17 protein-coding genes and 1 riboswitch are annotated in these 15,854 nt (G+C 60.9%); of the genes, 11 read left to right on the plus strand and 6 right to left on the minus strand.

All coding sequences use genetic code 11. The annotated features are described in order from the left end of the window. Nucleotides 1-9: 9 nt before the first annotated feature. Genes JHW44_RS13390 through thiQ form a run of 3 tightly spaced genes read left to right on the plus strand, consistent with a single transcriptional unit; the run spans nt 10 to nt 3,201 of the window. Nucleotides 10-996, plus strand: a complete 987-nt coding sequence (locus JHW44_RS13390; protein WP_179217592.1) for a thiamine ABC transporter substrate-binding protein — start codon at nt 10-12, stop codon at nt 994-996. Beyond that, nucleotides 972-2,516 (plus strand): ABC transporter permease family protein, encoded by a 1,545-nt coding sequence (locus JHW44_RS13395; RefSeq protein ID WP_089342429.1) that lies wholly within the window; start codon nt 972-974, stop codon nt 2,514-2,516. The genes JHW44_RS13390 and JHW44_RS13395 overlap by 25 nt, the downstream gene beginning before the upstream one ends. After that, a complete protein-coding gene (gene thiQ, locus JHW44_RS13400; protein WP_089342835.1) occupies nt 2,509-3,201 on the plus strand; it encodes a thiamine ABC transporter ATP-binding protein in 693 nt (230 codons plus the stop codon). Before JHW44_RS13395 ends, thiQ begins: the two co-directional genes overlap by 8 nt. Before the next feature lie 51 nt (nt 3,202-3,252). On the opposite strand, the gene JHW44_RS13405 is transcribed toward thiQ, so the two are convergent. The 6 genes from JHW44_RS13405 to JHW44_RS13430 all read right to left on the minus strand — a co-directional run bounded on the left by JHW44_RS13405 (nt 3,253) and on the right by JHW44_RS13430 (nt 6,455). Next, a complete protein-coding gene (locus JHW44_RS13405) occupies nt 3,253-4,035 on the minus strand; it encodes a DUF1217 domain-containing protein (protein ID WP_089342428.1) in 783 nt (260 codons plus the stop codon). A gap of 10 nt (nt 4,036-4,045) precedes the next feature. Further along, a complete protein-coding gene (flbT, locus tag JHW44_RS13410) occupies nt 4,046-4,447 on the minus strand; it encodes a flagellar biosynthesis repressor FlbT (protein WP_089342427.1) in 402 nt (133 codons plus the stop codon). After that, on the minus strand, nt 4,447-4,809 hold the full coding sequence (flaF, locus tag JHW44_RS13415; RefSeq protein WP_089342426.1) for a flagellar biosynthesis regulator FlaF: 363 nt from the start codon (nt 4,807-4,809) through the stop codon (nt 4,447-4,449). Before flaF ends, flbT begins: the two co-directional genes overlap by 1 nt. A gap of 66 nt (nt 4,810-4,875) precedes the next feature. After that, complete coding sequence (locus JHW44_RS13420) at nt 4,876-5,718, minus strand: flagellin N-terminal helical domain-containing protein (RefSeq protein WP_089342425.1); 843 nt, start codon at nt 5,716-5,718, stop codon at nt 4,876-4,878. Nucleotides 5,719-5,896: 178 nt separating this feature from the next. Then, nucleotides 5,897-6,211 carry a hypothetical protein gene (locus JHW44_RS13425; RefSeq protein WP_089342424.1) on the minus strand — a complete coding sequence of 105 codons (315 nt, stop codon included), beginning with the start codon at nt 6,209-6,211 and terminating at the stop codon, nt 5,897-5,899. Continuing rightward, nucleotides 6,204-6,455: a hypothetical protein gene (locus JHW44_RS13430; protein ID WP_089342423.1), complete on the minus strand. Its 252-nt coding sequence runs from the start codon at nt 6,453-6,455 to the stop codon at nt 6,204-6,206. The genes JHW44_RS13425 and JHW44_RS13430 overlap by 8 nt, the downstream gene beginning before the upstream one ends. Before the next feature lie 100 nt (nt 6,456-6,555). On the opposite strand from JHW44_RS13430, the gene fliK reads away from it, so the two are divergent. The 8 genes from fliK (at nt 6,556) to gcvP (ending at nt 15,842) form a co-directional block, all read left to right on the plus strand. Continuing rightward, a complete protein-coding gene (gene fliK / locus JHW44_RS13435; RefSeq protein ID WP_089342422.1) occupies nt 6,556-7,569 on the plus strand; it encodes a flagellar hook-length control protein FliK in 1,014 nt (337 codons plus the stop codon). A 12-nt stretch (nt 7,570-7,581) separates the two neighbouring features. Further along, on the plus strand, nt 7,582-8,238 hold the full coding sequence (locus JHW44_RS13440) for a flagellar hook capping FlgD N-terminal domain-containing protein (protein ID WP_089342421.1): 657 nt from the start codon (nt 7,582-7,584) through the stop codon (nt 8,236-8,238). Nucleotides 8,239-8,327: 89 nt separating this feature from the next. After that, nucleotides 8,328-9,017: a ribulose-phosphate 3-epimerase gene (gene rpe / locus JHW44_RS13445; protein ID WP_089342420.1), complete on the plus strand. Its 690-nt coding sequence runs from the start codon at nt 8,328-8,330 to the stop codon at nt 9,015-9,017. Nucleotides 9,018-9,166: 149 nt separating this feature from the next. After that, the gene (locus JHW44_RS13450) at nt 9,167-9,946 is read left to right on the plus strand and encodes an SDR family oxidoreductase (protein WP_089342419.1); all 780 of its coding nucleotides are present in this window, start codon (nt 9,167-9,169) and stop codon (nt 9,944-9,946) included. Between the two features lie 69 nt (nt 9,947-10,015). Further along, nucleotides 10,016-11,095, plus strand: coding sequence for an ABC transporter ATP-binding protein (locus tag JHW44_RS13455; RefSeq protein ID WP_245846711.1), 1,080 nt, complete (start codon nt 10,016-10,018; stop codon nt 11,093-11,095). Nucleotides 11,096-11,190: 95 nt separating this feature from the next. Further along, nucleotides 11,191-11,281, plus strand: a riboswitch (glycine riboswitch). A gap of 145 nt (nt 11,282-11,426) precedes the next feature. Next, nucleotides 11,427-12,551, plus strand: a complete 1,125-nt coding sequence (gcvT, locus tag JHW44_RS13460) for a glycine cleavage system aminomethyltransferase GcvT (protein ID WP_089342418.1) — start codon at nt 11,427-11,429, stop codon at nt 12,549-12,551. Nucleotides 12,552-12,565: 14 nt separating this feature from the next. Then, nucleotides 12,566-12,922 carry a glycine cleavage system protein GcvH gene (gcvH, locus tag JHW44_RS13465; RefSeq protein ID WP_179217614.1) on the plus strand — a complete coding sequence of 119 codons (357 nt, stop codon included), beginning with the start codon at nt 12,566-12,568 and terminating at the stop codon, nt 12,920-12,922. Nucleotides 12,923-13,004: 82 nt separating this feature from the next. Beyond that, entirely contained in the window at nt 13,005-15,842 is a 2,838-nt protein-coding gene (gene gcvP / locus JHW44_RS13470) for an aminomethyl-transferring glycine dehydrogenase (protein WP_089342832.1), read from the plus strand. Nucleotides 15,843-15,854: the final 12 nt, after the last annotated feature.

A 15,854-nucleotide genomic window follows, 5' to 3' on the forward strand; every position in this document is an offset into this window, starting at 1 on the left:
GGCCCGGCGATGTTGAAACCGACTGTCCTGACCCTTGCCCTGCTGACCGCCACGTCAGCAGCCGCGCAGGAAAAGCCCGTTCTGACCGTCTATGCCGGCGATTACATCGCCAGCGAATGGGGTCCCGGCCCGCAAATCGAGGAAGGTTTCGAATCCTTCTGCGAATGCGATCTGAAATTCGTCACTGGCGACATCCTGCCCCGCATCCTGATGGAGGGCGAGAAGACCGAGGCCGATATCGTCTTTGGCCTGAACACCGACGTCACCGCCCGCGCGCGTGCCTCGGGGCTGTTTGCGCCGCATGGTCAGGATGTGTCGAATCTGTCTCTGCCCGTCGCATGGCAGGATGACATCTTTCTGCCCTATAACTGGGGTGAAACCGCCTTCATTTATGACGACACGCGTCTTGAAAACCCGCCCGCAAGCTTCGAAGAGCTGCTGGCAGCGCCTGACGACCTGAAGATCGTCCTGCAGGACCCACGTTCCTCGATTTCAGGGCTGGCACTGCTGCTGTGGGTCAAGGCCATCTATGGTGACGACGCCGCGCAGGCCTGGGAAAGGCTGGCGCCCAAGGTGCTGACCGTGACCAAGGGCTGGTCGGAAAGCTATGGCATGTTCACCGAGGGCGAGGCCGATATGGTTCTGTCCTACACGACATCGCCCGCCTATCATATTGCCGCCGAAGACGATCAAAGCAAACATGCCGCGATCTTTCCCGAAGGGCATTACTTCATGGCCGAACTGGCCGCGCAGCTTGCCTCGACCGATCAGCCGGAACTGGCTCAGAGCTTCATGGACTGGATCCTGACGCCCGATTTCCAGAAAACCATTCCGCTGGCCAACTGGTCCCTGCCCGCCAAGCTGGATCAGGACGCATGGCCCGAGGTGATGCGCAACCTTCCGCGCCCCGAAAAGACCCTTTTCTATAGCGAAGACGAGGCAGAAGAGCTGCGCAAACCGGCGCTGGATGAATGGCTGCAGGCATTTTCGCGGTAAGGCGCGATGCCGGGGGAATCGCGGTCGCTTCGGGGCTGGCCGCGCTGATCCTGGGCACGCTGGCCGCAGTTGCATGGCAGGCCAGGGGTCTGTCGGCACTGCAGATATGGGATTGGCGCGCCGTCTGGTTCACGATCTGGCAGGCAGCCCTGTCGGCGGCGCTGTCCGCCATTCTGGCGGTGCCGGTGGCCCGTGCGCTGGCTCGGCGGCGCTTTCCGGGACGCAGGGCCCTTGTCACCCTGCTGGGGGCCCCTTTCATCCTGCCCGTGATCGTGGCGATCATGGGGCTGATCGCCGTATTCGGCAGGACTGGCGCAATCAACGAGACGCTGCGTGCCATCGGCCTGGGCGAATTTTCTGTCTATGGCTGGCAAGGGGTGATCCTGGCCCATGTCTTCTTCAATCTGCCCCTGTCGGTTCGCCTGATTCTGCAGGGCTGGCAGAGCATTCCGGTCGAACGTTTCCGCCTGGCGGAAAGCCTTGGCTTTGCGCCCGCCGACATGAGCCGCCATCTGGAAAGACCGATGCTGCGCGCGGTCCTGCCGGGTGTCTGTCTGGCCGTGTTCCTGGTCTGCCTGACATCCTTCACGGTAGCGCTGGCGCTGGGGGGCGGTCCTTCGGCCACCACGGTTGAACTGGCCATCTACCAGGCGTTCCGTTTTGATTTCGATCTGGGGCGCGCGGCCGCGCTGGGACTTGTGCAGATCGCGCTGAGCCTTGCAGCCTTGCTGATGGCACGCCACATCGTGGCACCGGCTGCCTTTGGCGCGGGACTGGACCTTGATCGGGGTCCGGCTGCTCCGCGCGGCTTTCACCGCCTGGCGGATGCCATTGCAATCACGCTGGCGACGCTGTTCCTGCTGTGGCCCATCGGCGCGGTGGCCGTTCAGGGCCTTCCCCGAATCCCTGCCCTGCCCGCCGATGTCTGGGCTGCCGCGCTGCGTTCCATCGTGATGGCCCTGCTTTCGGCTCTGCTCGCGGCGGGGCTATGCCTGACCCTTGCACTGACGATTGCCCGGAGCAACAAGAGCTGGCTGGAGGCCGCAGGCATGTTGCCGCTGGTCGCCTCGCCGCTGGTGCTGGGAACAGGGCTGTTCATCCTGTTGCGCGGCCATCTCTCGACCGATGATCTTGCACTGCCGGTCACGGTTCTGATCAACGCGGTCATGGCGCTGCCATTCGGGCTGCGCGCACTGATACCCGCAGCACAGACATTGCGGGCCGACTACGGGCGGCTGGCCGAATCGCTGAACATGACCGGCATGGCGCGCCTGCGCCTGCTGACCCTGCCAAGACTGGCGGCCCCGCTTGGCTTTTCATCCGGGCTGGCAGCCGCGCTGGCAATGGGGGATCTGGGTGTGATCACCCTTTTCGCGACGGATCAGCCGACCTTGCCATTGAAGCTGTACCAGCTGATGAATTCCTATCGCATGGCGGATGCTTCGGCATGTGCGGTGTTGCTGATGGCCATCAGCTTTGCCCTGTTCTGGCTTTTTGACCGCGGAGGCCGCCTTGCTTGAATTGCTGGACTTGCGCCTGACGCGAGAATCCTTTCGGCTGATGGCCGATCTGACGGTCGAACCGGGTGCCCGCATTGCGGTGATCGGCCCGTCGGGATCAGGGAAATCCACCCTGCTTTCGATGATCGGCGGCTTCCTGACGCCGGATGCCGGGCACGTCCTGTGGCGGGGCAAGGATATCACCGAAACGCCGCCCGGTCAGAGACCGGTATCCTTTCTGTTTCAGGACCAGAATCTCTTTCCACATCTGAGCGTGGCACAGAATATCGGGCTGGGCCTGCGTCCCGATCTGCGGCTGGATGCATCTCAAAAGCGCCGTGTCACACAGGTCATGGAACAGGTCGGGCTGGGTGGCATGGCCCGACGGCGCCCCGCTGATCTGTCCGGCGGTCAACAAAGCCGGGTCGCCCTTGCCCGGGTCCTGCTGCGAGCCCGCCCCATCTTGTTGCTGGACGAACCCTTCGCCGCCCTTGGTCCCGCGTTGAAAGCCGAGATGCTTCGGTTGCTGAGCACTATCGCCGCCGAAACGCAGGCCACTGTGCTGATGGTCACACATGACCCGGCAGATGCCCGCAACTTCGCCCCCCACACCGTCTTGGTCGATGATGGCACCGTACATCAGCCCGCCCCGACGGCAGAACTTCTGGCCTCGCCGCCCCCAAGCCTGCGCGCTTACCTGGGATAATATGTCGACGTACATGCGTCGCTCCGACCTTTGGCGACCATGCCAAAGCGATCAGGCCGTACCCGAGAGCAAGGTCAATGCGATGCTATAGCGGTTCTGGGCCGAGGAGTTGTTCATCTCTGATCGGAGCAGAAAGCTGTCGATCAGACGCTCGATCCCATCTGCGGTAGTCAGATCGGAAAAGGACGAGCTTCCCAGGAACCGCTCGGCGGCCTTGGTAAATTCTTCATACTGTCGGTCGATCGACAAATTCGCATAGCCGTCACCAAAGCCGAAGGCCCCTTCAAAGACCGTTTTCAACGGCGTATTTGCAAGGACTTCGTACCACAGGGTGCGATCCGACGACTCACGCCCTGACATCCCCTGCAGTTCGCGCTGAGCATTCAACGCCAGACGCAGATTCTCATCGGCTTCACCCACCCTGTATTCGAACTCGCGCTGCAAATAGTCCCGTGACACCGTATCAATGATACTGTCTGCATCTGCGCCCCCAGCCTGAAAATCAAAGGTGGTGGCAAGGCGCAGGTAGCGTTTGTCGCTGAGCCGGTTGGCCAGGGAGTTTTCATCCTGCAGATCGGATTCGAGTACCTTTTGAATGAACGCCTTATTGCCTATGTCGTCGTCCAGACCAAAGGCCCGCAGGGCGACGTGAAGCATTTGGTAGTCCCGAACCAGATCGGCTGCAGAATCGATCGAGCTGATGTTCTTTTCGAACTCTTGGGTGGAACGTTGCACAACAGGATCTTGGGACAGAACTTCAAGATGTCGCGCGGCCTGATCCTGAAGAATGCGCCATCCCTGCAACCCAGTTGCGCCGATTGCCAATGTCGCCATCCCATGCTCCCTATTGCCTGACACTCAACAAACGGGCCTCGCGTGGCAGCAATTCGCGAAGCCGCCGCAATGATTGATAAGCGTTGCCGCGGACAATATGTTCGGTGGCTTCTGTCAGAATACGCCGACTATCCCGGTCATCGAAAACCCGGCTTAGTTGTTCGATCGCCATCGACAGTTGCTTCTTTCCCTCGGCCAGGTCTGCATCTCCTGACAGGATCAACTGAGCGATATAGCAGGCGCGGGCAACTGGCGTGTTGGCCTTGTCAGGATGAATCGCGTCACGCAGGCGCAGCACATTCACGTTCGGTGTCACGATCGACAGCTTCGTCCGCCGCTCGCCATTCTCTATGACAGCACCATTGATCAGAACGCGTTCGCCCGGGGCAAGCTTCAGCACAAGGCCCGTCATCACTGCACCTCTCCGCGCAGCCCTTTCAGGATCGACATGTTCACCTCGATCAAGGCATCCGTACTGACCTCTCCTGCCAACACCCTGTGCCCATGGCGGATCGAAAAAGCCGCCAGGGACAGCAATCCGGCTTTGAGTTCATCCGACAACCGGTTTCCAGGAGCTGCCAGATCCGTGGCAAGAAGGGTCCAGAGTTCGTTATTCTTGTGGACCGCCATGATTGCCTCGGCCGAGCGACATTCCCGGTCAGACTGACGCAAGAGACGAGTGACACGCGAGATGACGTCATATTCTGCGTCGCGCGCTGTGCGGACAGCATTGGCACCATAGCCGGTCTGGGGCAAAGGAGTTACCGCATTCAATGTTTCAGTTCCCGATTTGCATTGAGCAGAGAAAGATGGGGCGCCCGAAAGCGCCCCGCAGGATCATCACCGGAACAGCGACAGGATTGCAGACGGCGCCTGGTTGGCGATGGACAGCGCCTGGATGCCAAGCTGCTGCTGGGTTTGCAGCGCCTGCAGACGCGCCGAGGCCTCTTCCATATCCGCATCGACAAGCGATCCGATGCCCGCGTCCAGCGAATCGGCCAGTTTGCCAACAAAGTTGGCCTGATCCGAGATACGCTTGCCCGCCGAACCAAGGGCAGCCGCACCGTTGACGGCTGTATCGATCAACATCTCCAGCTCACCGACAGCAGTTTCCGCCGTGCTCTGATCCGCGATGGCAGTCAAGGTGCCGCCCACGATAGTGCCCTCGAAATCGAGCGATGCGACGCTGATGCTGTTTACCGTTGTCGTTGCCGCACCAACCTCCCGATCCAGCGAAGCCATCACCGTGAAGGACGTCCCACCATCGACACCGTTGGTGCTGAGCAGATTGATACCGTTCATTTGCGTGCCAGACACGATCGACGCGATCTGTGCCATCTTGGCAGTGATGTCGGTCTGAACCTTGGTGTAGTCGAACCCGTCGGTTCCGGCATTCAGCGCCAGATTTTTCATCTCTTTCAGCAGATCGACGACCTGTTCGGCGCCGACACGGGCGGTCGCCACCGTCGCCTCGGCAACATTCAGCCCGCTTTGAATGGCCTTGAAGGCTTCCTGGTCGGTCTCCATGACCTTGGAAATCGCCCAGATTGCCGAGTTGTCCTGCGCATTCGCGACCGATTTTCCGGTCGAGATTTCAGACTGGGCCTTGTTCAGATCGCTATTGATCGATTTCAGGGTTTGCAGCGCGACAATGGCGCCATTATTGGTCAGAATGCTGGACATGTTGTCCTCCTGTGATGGGGATGCTTTGCATCCGCGATTGAGACAGATGGCCTTCTGACCTGACGGCGGAATTATCCGCCCCGCATATTTCTTATGCGCCGCACCCTTTTACGTGGCGCCCTCTTTACAAATAGTGAATTCACCGCCTTTCTCAAACACGCTTCAATGCAAATTTTATTCAATATCTCTTTCCGACCGTCGCGGGCGTAAAGGTAACCTGGCGCTGTCCGCTGTTGTCATATGTTTGCAGACTTCGGGCCGCCAGGATGATCGCACGGACATCCGCGGCCCCCTTGCGGGCACCGCGTAACGAGGATTCGGCGAGTTCATGCAGTTCCGAAATGCGTTTCCGAAGGATCGGGCGCAGATGATCTGGAACACCTTGCTGACGGACACGATTCGAAAATTCCTCAAGCCCGACAAGGGCATTTCCGGCATGACCTTTCATGATCTCGGCCCTGGCCCGATCAAGGATGTGCAACAGATCAGCCACATTTGCCTCCTTTCGACAGGACCGATCCGAATCCGAAATCGAGCTTCTGCGCCATAAGCCCGGCATATTCACGGGTCAGAAAGCTGGAGAACTGCTCCTCTCCAGGTCCACCGGAAAAGCCGCCACCGGATTTAGAGGCTCCGCAATATTTCAGCATTTCCTCCAGAAACATCGCCTCCAGCCCGTCTTCGAGCTTGGTTGGATTGACCGGGTTAATATTGGTGAAAATTTGATCTACCTGCATCTCACCTCCAGAAATATTGATAGAACCGCATTTAATTCACACGGGTAAATATTTGGTAATCGTTTCGGATTAATACGGCCATGAACGAGGAACAGAGTGCATGAGTGGTGAACTGCTGACACATGGCTTGCCGACACCCCCCGCGGTCCGCAGCGGGGGGGGCGTTTCGGCCAATTCAGATGGAAATCCGGACGAGGTAGATTTCGAAGAGACTTGGGAAGAGGTCACGCGGATCAAGGCAGCACCGGAAAGCACCGTGCCATCCGAGGCCGAACAGACGGAAGACAGCCCCTCATCCAATGCCGACCAAACCGCCGTGGGGGATAGCTCGGACGATCCCCATGCCTTGTCGCTGTTCATCGAACAGATCACCGGCATCACTGCAGCGGTCGCCGATCCATCCGGTCCGGACAGGGCAGTCGTCATGGACATTCCGGCCGGGACATTGCGTGAGGAATTCTCTGAACGACGGTCGCCCCAGACCTCTGACGTGGCGGATGTTCGGGGCGTCGCGAGCGATCCAGAGGGCGATCCGGCAACGGCAACGGCTTCGAAGGCCGCTGGTCAAGTTGAACTTGCCGGGGAAGCGCCGGACTTTCAGGAACCTGCCCATGAACCCCGCGCAACATCTCTGATCGCTTCCCGGCCCCCCGAGGAAATGATGCGGAGCTTGCCATCTGGCGAAGCGGTCCGAAACATCGGACCTGCCTTACAGCCCGTCGCTGCAATCAAGACGGTATTGGGGCAAATTGCCGACGCCCTCGTCACCGCTGCGGACGATCGGATCGAGATCACGCTGTCCCCGGAAGAACTGGGCCGAATCCGCCTGATCGTCTCTGGCCCGGATCGCGCGCCCCATGTTTCGGTCTGGGTAGAACGTCCCGAGGTCATGGATCTGATCAGGCGCAACACCACCCTTCTGCATCAGCATTTTTCCGCGGCGGGATTCGAAGGGGCGGCGTTCGATTTTCAAGATGGCCAGCAGGAATGGCACGACAACCCACCCCCTGCACGCGCCGAATCGGTTGCCATTGCGCAGATTGCCCCGGTGATCTCGGGCGGCTCCGCGCTTCATCCTGCCCGAATTGACGGTCGACTCGACATCCGATTGTGAAAGGACCCCCACATGATCCAGGCAACAGGTGCAACTTCAATTACGGCCACAACCGCCGCGACAACCAGCACATCAGCGACAAGCACGGCCGATTTCGACACTTTTCTGCAAATGCTGACTGCACAGTTGAAGAATCAGGATCCGCTCAACCCGATGGAGGGCACTGAATTCGCCGTTCAGCTGGCAACATTCTCAGGCGTCGAACAGCAAACCAGAACCAACCAACTGCTGGAAGAGATGCTGGCCCATACCAGCGGAGACCTGGGACAGATGGCGCAATGGATCGGCAAACAGGCCCGCACGACGCAACCCGTCTGGTTCGGCGATTCGTCCCTGACGCTGGAAGTCACCCCCGATCCCTCGGCTGACAGTGTTCTGCTGGTCACCCGCAATGCCGCCGGCACTGAAATCAGCCGCGAGGAAATCGGCCCCGGATCAGGTCAGATCGAATGGTTCGGCCGCGATGGCAAAGGAGATCGCCTTCCCAAAGGGCAATACAGCTTTGAAACCATCAGCATCCGCAATGACGAGGTGATCGGCATCGATCCCGCCAGCGCCTATGGCCGGGTCGTAGAGGCGCAGCTTGGCCCACAGGGCACCGAGGTCATTCTTGAAGGTGGGTCCGTCGTGCTGGCCGATGAGGTCACGGCGCTGCGTGAAATGGACTAGCTTGCAGACGGACAGCAGACTTGACGCAGGTTCCACAACGGGGCAGGCCCTGACATGCCAAGCTGCATGCGACCACAAGGGACACCGCCATGACTTTCGACCGCAAGATCAAGATCGCCCCCTCGATCCTTTCCGCAGATTTCGCCGATTTCGGCCGCGAGATTCAGGCGGTCGAAGCGCAGGGGGCCGATTGGGTGCATGTCGACGTGATGGACGGGCATTTCGTTCCCAACCTGACTTTTGGCCCGCCCGCAGTGAAGGCATTTCGCCCGCATGTGAAGACCTTCATGGACGTTCATCTGATGATCGCGCCCGTCGATCCCTATATCGAGGCCTATGCCGAAGCCGGGGCCGACATGATCACCGCCCATGTCGAGGCCGGCCCGCATCCGCACCGCACGCTTCAGGCGATTCGCGCAACCGGCAAGAAGGCAGGCATTGCGCTGAATCCGGGCACGCCGCTGGAGTCGGTCGAATATCTGCTGGACCTTTGCGACATGGTGCTGATCATGACCGTGAACCCCGGCTTTGGCGGCCAGAAATTCATTCATAGCCAGATCGACAAGATCGCGCGTCTGCGCGGCATGATCGGCGACCGCCCGATCCACATCCAGGTCGATGGCGGCGTGGATCCGAAAACGGCGCCGCTGGTTGCCAAGGCGGGCGCGGATGTTCTGGTTGCAGGTTCCGCCGTCTTCAAGGGCGGATCTGTCGACAAGGCAGACATCTATGGTGAAAACATGCGTGCACTGCGCGAGGCGATCGAATCCGGGAATTGACCTCGCGGCTGTCCCGGCGTCAGTTGATGGGCAGTCATCAAGGATCATTGTGGCCGGCACGACCTCTGCCGCGCGGCACAGGGCATATCCGGGCCCATTGCAGGGCAGAAGGTCAAAGCAAGACAGGGTAACAACAGGAGCAGGGCAATATGGATCTGGGCATCAAGGGGAAACGAGGGCTGGTCTGCGCAGCCTCGAAAGGTCTTGGCCGGGGATGTGCCGAAGCCCTGGCCGAAGCCGGGGTCGATCTGGTGATCAACAGCCGCACCGAGGACGACGTCACCCGAACGGCGCAAGAGATATCCCGAAAATACAATGTCAGCGTGACCCCCGTGGCCGCCGATATCACGACCGATGAAGGGCGCGCCAAGGTTCTGGCTGCCGCCAGTGGCGTGGACATTCTTGTCACCAATGCGGGCGGTCCGCCGCCGGGCATGTGGACCGACTGGACCCGCGATGATTTCATCAGGGCCATCGATGCGAACATGCTGTCAGCCATCGCGCTGATGCAGGCTCTGGTTCCCACCATGATGGACAGGGGCTGGGGCCGCGTGGTCAATATCACCTCGCAATCGGTGCGTTCCCCCATCGCCGTTCTGGGGCTGTCAAATACCGCGCGGGCAGGTCTGACGGGTTTTGTTGCGGGCATGGCGCGTCAGGTTGCCGACAAGGGCGTTTGCGTGAACAACCTCCTTCCCGGCATTCATGCCACCGACCGGGCAGACAGCCTGGACAGCGCCGTGGCGCAAAAGGAAGGCATCAGCATCGAGCAGGCGCGTCAGAACCGCATGGCCGCAATCCCCGCCAAGGCCTATGGCCAGCCCGAGGATTTCGGCGCGACCTGCGCCTTTCTGTGCAGCCAGCATGCACGTTTTATCATCGGTCAGAATATCCTGCTGGATGGCGGCGCATTGAACGTCACGATCTAGCGCAAACTTGCGACCCGCGCCTGCCCCTGCTAGGGCAGGCGAAATCTTGGTAAATGAAACGGCAAAACTGTGACCACTTCGCCGCGATTGCAGGTTCGGAACCTGATCCGCGCCTTTGATGGCCAACGGGTCGTCAACGACGTTTCATTCACCGTCTCACCCGGTGAAGTCGCCTGTCTGCTGGGACCTTCCGGCTGTGGGAAATCGACGACCCTGCGCATCATTGCGGGCGTGGACATGCAGGACAGCGGCAGCATTCATGTCGATGGCAAGCTGGTCTGTGACACGGTCTACCGGGTTCCCCCGGAACGTCGCGCCATCGGCCTGATGTTCCAGGATTTCGCGCTGTTTCCGCATCTGCCGGTCTCCGAGAATGTCGCCTTTGGCCTGAAAGGCGGCTATCGGGCCAATCGCGAACGTGTCGGTGCCTTGCTGGAGCGGGTGCATATGTCGCGCCATGTCGACAGCTATCCCCATGAATTGTCCGGCGGCGAACAGCAGCGCGTCGCCCTGGCCCGCGCGCTTGCGCCGCAACCGCGCGTGCTGTTGATGGATGAACCCTTCAGCGGACTTGATGAACGGCTGCGCGACGGAATCCGCGACGACACGCTTGCCCTGTTGAAGGATGAAGGAACGGCAGTTCTGCTGGTCACCCACGAACCGCATGAAGCAATGCGGATGGCGGACCAGATCCTGTTGATGCGCAACGGGTCGATTGTCCAGCAAGGCGCACCCTACAATCTCTACAATGCACCGGTTGACCGCATGGCGGCGGCGTTTTTCAGCGATATCAACGTTCTGACCGGGCGCGTGCAGGGCGCATTGACGCAAACCCCATTCGGGCAATTCCTGACTCCGGGTGTCCCCGATGGCAGCGAGGTCGAAATCGTCATCCGCCCGCAGCATCTGAAGATCGATTTCGATCGTGGCGGACATGGCCCGGCCCCCACGCGCGAGAACGGCACTGCCGCCCTGGCCCGCGTCACCCGCGCGCGTTACCTGGGCCGCGAATCGCTTGTCGAATTCACCACGGAAGCCGGAGCGATCGCCTTGACGGCCACGGTCCCCGGCGTTTTCCTGCCTCCGCCGTCGACGCCGATGTGGCTGATGCTGCGTCGCGACAGGGTCTTTGTGTTCCCCAAGAACTGAAGCCGCGGCCCATCATGCAAGGATCAGAGACGACGGTTTCGGCACGATTTGCGACAAAATGCTTGCCTCGCGCGCGGGCTGCGGCTAGCAGTCGGAAATGAAATTCGGGAGAAGCCGGCAGGAATGCCGGTGCCGAAGGAGCAGCCGCCCCGGCGAACTCTCAGGCAAAAGGACCGTTTTTCACAAGAACTCTGGAGAGTGGCCGCAAGGCCCGCCGAAGGGATAACGATCTCAGGCGCCCGTCATGGGCACGGACAGAGGGGGCATCGGAACGCGGGCGCTTCCCGCAATCACGGTGCCGGTCCGTCCGGCGAGGACCTGAGGAGGCCATATGGCCCAGACATTACGCCAAACCGGTTTACATGACCTGCATGTCGCCCAGGGAGCCCGCATGGTTCCCTTTGCCGGATGGGAGATGCCCGTCCAATATCCGATGGGGGTCATGGCCGAACATCTTCACACACGCGAAAAGGCCGGACTGTTCGATGTCAGCCATATGGGACAGGTGCTGGTGCATCCGCAAAGCGGCAATCTGGCCGATGCGGCGCTGGCGCTGGAAGGCGTGATCGCTGCCGACATCCTTTCTTTGCCCGAGGGACGCCAGCGCTATGGGCTGTTCACCAATGACGCGGGCGGCATTCTGGATGACCTGATGTTTGCCAATCGCGGCGATCATTATCTGCTGGTGGTCAACGCAGCCTGTGCCGATCAGGATATCGCCATCCTGCAGGCAGTGCCGGGGGTCGAGATCACAGCGGTCACTGATCGCGGCCTGCTGGCCCTGCAGGGCCCCTTGGCGGTTGAGGTTCTGTCCCGCCTTGTCCCCGAGGTCGCAGAGATGCGCTTCATGGACAGCCGGGCCCTGACCTGGAATCATGCGGAACTGTGGATTTCTCGTTCTGGCTATACGGGCGAGGACGGGTTCGAGATTTCCATCCCCGATGCCCTGTTGGTCGAATTTGCCCAAGCCCTGCTGTCCTGTGCCGAAGTTGCACTGATCGGGCTGGGGGCGCGCGACAGCCTGCGGCTGGAGGCGGGGATGCCGCTTTACGGGCATGACATGGACGCGACCGTATCGCCGGCCGCTGCGGGTCTGGGCTGGGCAGTTTCCAAGGCCCGCCGCACCGGTGGCAGCCGCGAAGGTGGATTTCCAGGCGCGAGCGTGGTTCTGCCGGAACTTGCGACAGGCGCCGAGACGGTCCGGCGCGGATTGCGCCCGCAAGGTCGCGCTCCGATCCGTGAAGGCGTCGAGATATTTGCCCTGCCCGAAGGTGGCACGCCGATTGGAAGCGTCAGTTCAGGTGGATTCGGGCCCTCGATCGGCGGACCGGTCGCGATGGCGCGCATTCCCGCCGAGATCGAGGAAGGCGCCACGCTTTACGCCGAGCTGCGCGGCAAGCGTCTGCCCGTCACTGTCACCCCACTGCCCTTCATCACCCCAAGCTACAAACGCTGAGGAGCCGACCCATGCTGAAATATACCGCCGAACACGAATGGTTGCGCGCTGAAGGCGACGAGATCGTCGTCGGAATCACCAAACATGCCAGCGAACAGCTGGGTGATGTGGTGTTCATCGAATTGCCGGAAGAAGGCCGCGAGGTCGAAGCCAATGAAGAGATCGTGGTGATCGAATCGGTCAAGGCTGCCTCGGATATCACTGCACCGGTGGCTGGCGTCATCACCACCGTGAATGGCGATCTGGCCGACAATCCCGGCGATGTGAATGAAGACCCGATGAAGGCCTGGTTCTTTCGCATGAAGCCCGCCAGCATGGATGCGCTGGAGGAATTCATGGATGAAGCTGCCTATGCCGAGTTGATTGGCTGAGGCCGGATACGGGGGCCGATGGCCCCCGGTTTGGGTATTTGGACAAAGAAGAAGGGGCCGTTCCGCCCCGATGGATACGCGCATGACCCGTTGGACGCCGAGCGACTATAACCCCGATGATTTCGCCAACCGTCGCCATATCGGCCCCTCGCCCGACGAGATGGCCGAGATGCTGAAGGCGGTCGGGGCGGATAGCCTTGATGCCCTGATCGAACAGACCATTCCGGTGGAGATCCGGCAGGCTGACCGCCTGGACTGGCCCGCCCTGTCCGAAGCTGCCCTGTTGGCCCGGATGCAGGAGGTCGCCCGCAAGAACCGCGTGATGACCAGCCTGATCGGGCAGGGCTATTACGGCACGGTGACCCCGCCGGCAATCCAGCGCAACATTCTGGAAAACCCGGCCTGGTACACGGCCTATACCCCTTATCAGCCCGAAATCGCGCAGGGCCGGCTGGAAGCATTGCTGAACTTTCAGACCATGGTTGCAGATCTGACAGGACTGCCGATTGCCAATGCCTCACTGCTGGATGAGGCGACAGCGGCCGCCGAGGCGATGGCCATGGCGCGCCGCCAGTCCAAGTCGAAGGCCGAGGCATTCTTCGTCGCCCATGACCTGCATCCGCAAACCATCAGCGTGATCGAGACACGGGCCGCGCCCTTGGGGATTCGCATTGTCAGCGGTTCGGTCGATGACCTGAACCCTGAAGAGGTCTTTGGCGCGATCTTCCAGTATCCGGGCACCTATGGGCATATCCGTGACCTGACACCCGAGATCGAGGCCCTGCATGCGCAGAAGGCGCTGGCCATTGTCGCCACAGATCTGCTGGCGCTGTGCCTGCTGAAGGAGCCCGGGGCGATGGGGGCCGATATTGCGGTGGGTTCGGCACAGCGATTTGGCGTGCCCATGGGTTATGGAGGACCGCATGCAGCCTTCATGTCCTGCACCGATGGCCTGAAGCGCGCCATGCCGGGCCGGATTGTCGGCGTCAGTGTCGATTCCGCCGGCAACAAGGCCTATCGGCTGTCGTTGCAGACGCGCGAACAACATATTCGCCGCGAAAAGGCGACCAGCAATGTCTGCACGGCGCAGGCACTTCTGGCGGTGATGGCGTCTTTCTATGCCGTCTTCCACGGACCTGTGGGGCTGCGGGCGATCGCGCAGCGCGTGCATCTGAACGCGGTGACCGTGGCCAATGCACTGCGCGCCGCCGGAGCCGAGGTTGCGCCCGAAGCATTTTTTGACACGGTGACGGTGAAGGTCGGCGTCGGCCAGCGTGGCATTCTTGCGGCCGCGCGTCATCGCGGGTTGAACCTGCGCAGCGTCGGACGCGACCGTGTCGGAATCAGCGTTGACGAAACGACTGACGCCACCGTCATTTCGCGTCTTCTGGACGCCTTCGGAATCGAAGACGCGACCGGTCAGGCCGAGGCCCCCGCAATCCCCGAAGATTTGTTGCGCGACAGCGATTACCTGACCCATCCGGTCTTTCACATGAACCGCGCCGAATCCGAGATGATGCGCTATATGCGCCGTCTGTCGGATCGGGATCTGGCGCTGGATCGCGCAATGATCCCGCTGGGATCCTGCACCATGAAGCTGAACGCGGCCGCCGAGATGATGCCGATCACCTGGCCCGAATTCAGTGCCTTGCATCCTTTTGCTCCGGCAGATCAGGCTGCGGGCTATCACGAGGCGATCTCGGATCTGACCGAAAAGCTATGTCAGATCACGGGTTATGATGCCTTTTCCATGCAGCCCAACAGCGGCGCACAGGGCGAATATGCCGGGCTGCTGACGATCAAGGCCTATCACCGCGCCAAGGGCGACGATCAGCGCGACATCTGCCTGATCCCGGTTTCGGCCCATGGCACCAACCCGGCTAGCGCGCAAATGTGCGGCATGAAGGTCGTGGTCGTGAAATCGGCGCCCAATGGCGATATCGATCTGGAAGATTTCGCGGACAAGGCTGCTGCTGCGGGCGATCGATTGGCGGCGGTGATGATCACCTATCCAAGCACCCATGGCGTATTCGAGGATACCGTGCGCCGGGTCTGTCAGATCACTCATGAGCATGGCGGGCAGGTCTATATCGACGGTGCCAATATGAACGCGCTGGTCGGTCTGGTTAAGCCCGGAGAGATCGGCGGCGATGTCAGTCACCTGAACCTGCACAAGACATTTGCCATTCCCCATGGCGGTGGTGGACCGGGCATGGGGCCGATCGGGGTGAAATCCCATCTGGCGCCCTTCCTGCCAGGCGATCCCCGCGGCGGCGAAGGCGCGGTCAGCGCCGCCCCCTATGGCAGCGCGTCGATCCTGCTGATCTCATGGGCCTATTGCCTGATGATGGGGGGCGATGGGCTGACGCAGGCGACCCGTGTGGCGATCCTGAATGCGAATTACATCGCCAGCCGATTGTCGGGTGCCTATCCGATCCTGTTCATGGGCAACCGCGGACGCGTGGCACATGAATGCATCATCGACACCCGCCCCTTCGCGGAACATGGGGTCACTGTGGATGACATCGCCAAGCGGCTGGTCGACAACGGCTTCCACGCGCCGACCATGAGCTGGCCGGTTGCCGGAACACTGATGGTCGAACCGACTGAATCGGAAACCAAGGCCGAGATTGATCGCTTCGTGAGCGCACTTCTGGCGATTCGCGAAGAAATCACCGATATCGCCGAAGGGCGTATCGCGGTCGAAGAAAGCCCGCTGCGCCGCGCCCCCCATACGGTCGAGGATCTGGTCGCGAAATGGGACCGGCCCTATTCACGCGAGCAAGGCTGTTTTCCGGCAGGCGCGTTCCGGGTGGATAAATACTGGCCGCCCGTTGGGCGCGTCGATAATGCTTATGGCGACAGGAACCTGATCTGCACCTGCCCGCCTCTGGAAAGCTATTCCGACGCGGCAGAGTAGATCACAACGCAA

It is taken from the genome of Paracoccus seriniphilus, from assembly GCF_028553745.1.
GTDB classification, from domain to species: Bacteria; Pseudomonadota; Alphaproteobacteria; order Rhodobacterales; family Rhodobacteraceae; genus Paracoccus; species Paracoccus seriniphilus.

Coding starts and splice junctions, on each gene's coding strand:
- JHW44_RS13440 (WP_089342421.1), top strand. CDS start 7,582: ATGATCCAGGCAACAGGTGCAACTTCAATTACGGCCACAACCGCCGCG.
- gcvT (WP_089342418.1), top strand. CDS start 11,427: ATGGCCCAGACATTACGCCAAACCGGTTTACATGACCTGCATGTCGCC.
- JHW44_RS13390 (WP_179217592.1), top strand. CDS start 10: ATGTTGAAACCGACTGTCCTGACCCTTGCCCTGCTGACCGCCACGTCA.
- JHW44_RS13450 (WP_089342419.1), top strand. CDS start 9,167: ATGGATCTGGGCATCAAGGGGAAACGAGGGCTGGTCTGCGCAGCCTCG.
- JHW44_RS13405 (WP_089342428.1), bottom strand. CDS start 4,035: ATGGCGACATTGGCAATCGGCGCAACTGGGTTGCAGGGATGGCGCATT.
- fliK (WP_089342422.1), top strand. CDS start 6,556: ATGAGTGGTGAACTGCTGACACATGGCTTGCCGACACCCCCCGCGGTC.
- JHW44_RS13395 (WP_089342429.1), top strand. CDS start 972: ATGGCTGCAGGCATTTTCGCGGTAAGGCGCGATGCCGGGGGAATCGCG.
- JHW44_RS13420 (WP_089342425.1), bottom strand. CDS start 5,718: ATGTCCAGCATTCTGACCAATAATGGCGCCATTGTCGCGCTGCAAACC.
- JHW44_RS13430 (WP_089342423.1), bottom strand. CDS start 6,455: ATGCAGGTAGATCAAATTTTCACCAATATTAACCCGGTCAATCCAACC.
- gcvP (WP_089342832.1), top strand. CDS start 13,005: ATGACCCGTTGGACGCCGAGCGACTATAACCCCGATGATTTCGCCAAC.
- flbT (WP_089342427.1), bottom strand. CDS start 4,447: ATGACGGGCCTTGTGCTGAAGCTTGCCCCGGGCGAACGCGTTCTGATC.
- rpe (WP_089342420.1), top strand. CDS start 8,328: ATGACTTTCGACCGCAAGATCAAGATCGCCCCCTCGATCCTTTCCGCA.